This is a genomic window from Microcoleus sp. Pol14D4 (assembly GCF_036701245.1).
Classification (GTDB): domain Bacteria; phylum Cyanobacteriota; class Cyanobacteriia; order Cyanobacteriales; family Microcoleaceae; genus Microcoleus.
This window is the reverse complement of sequence record NZ_JAUBQM010000204.1, coordinates 1-1,210: the sequence shown is the minus strand read 5'-3', so window position 1 is coordinate 1,210 and position 1,210 is coordinate 1. Positions and strand designations below refer to the sequence as shown.

The 1,210-nt window shown below is 37.2% G+C and carries 1 protein-coding gene; it reads left to right on the top strand.

Annotated elements, in window-relative coordinates:
- The first annotated feature begins 73 nt into the window (after positions 1-73).
- Positions 74-1,156, top strand: coding sequence for an IS630 family transposase (locus QUA33_RS28110; RefSeq protein ID WP_333153062.1), 1,083 nt, complete (start codon positions 74-76; stop codon positions 1,154-1,156).
- Positions 1,157-1,210: the final 54 nt, after the last annotated feature.

Here is a 1,210-nt window from a genome sequence, read left to right as displayed (position 1 = left end):
TATAGCGATCGCAAATGATTTGTAAATCATAAATCATGTATAATGAGGGAGGTGGATCTAAGTAGAAGTTAAGATGTCCCAAAATAAATTGTCAGAAAAATTTGAGGAGCATGAAGTCCAAGCTTTATTAGAGCTAAAAAATTTTATTGCCAGCAATCCCGATTCCAGAGAATTAAAAAGAGCTTTGGCCGTCCGAATGCTAAGTGAAGGTATCTGTCGCGAAACTATTCAAAAGCTCTTGGGAGTATCCTCTTCATTTATTAGCAAGTGGAAAATCAATTATGCGTTACATGGAATTGAAGGATTGCTCTTAAATCATCAAGGCTCGCAGGGACAACTTAAGCCAGAAGAACAGTCGGAAATTATTCAATGGTTAACCAATAAAGACCACTGGGATTTATCCGTTCTCGCAAATTATATAGCCGAAAAGTATCAGATTGAATTTAAATCTAAAACTAGCTACTATCGACTGTTTAAGTCAGCAGGAATTAGCTGGAAAAAGTCTCAAAAAAAGAACCCAAAAGGTGATAAAGAACTCGTCAAAAAAAAGCACCAAGAAATTTGTGAAACTCTCGAAGAAAACCGGGAAGCTATAGAGTCGAGAAAGCTTGTGGTGTATTTGATTGATGAGTGCCATCTTCTTTGGGGAGATGTCTGTGGTTATCTTTGGGGAAAGCGTAATGAGAGAATAGAAATACCGCTGGTAAATGAAAGAGAAAAACAAACTTATTATGGCGCAATAAATTATTTAACAAAACAGTTTGTTCTCCGAGAATACGCGACGGCAAATTCCGAGAATACGGTCGCTTTTTTAAAAGATTTACAATCTTTAAATCCCGAAGCGAGACATTTGATTATTTGGGATGGAGCTAGTTATCATAAATATAAAGAGATGAAAGCTTACCTAGAAGAAATTAATCAAGGGAAGGAGCGGGATGAATGGCCTTTAACTTGTGTCCTGTTCGCTCCTAATGCTCCCGAACAGAATCCAGTCGAAGATATTTGGCTTCAGGCCAAAAATTGGGTGAGAAAATTTGGGAGTCGGCTCAGTTCTTTTGCCTTAGTTAAATGGTTTTTCAATTTTACCATACAGGCACAAAGCTTTGACTTTCTCAAGTTACACAAATTTGGTATTTTTGAACCAACACTGAATTGAACTGCTGCTCGCTCGAATTCTCTATCGATTTATGAATGATTTGCGATCGCTATA

Bases quoted from the DNA above. Each gene is read 5' to 3' on its own strand.
- QUA33_RS28110 (WP_333153062.1), top strand. From the start codon at position 74: ATGTCCCAAAATAAATTGTCAGAAAAATTTGAGGAGCATGAAGTCCAA.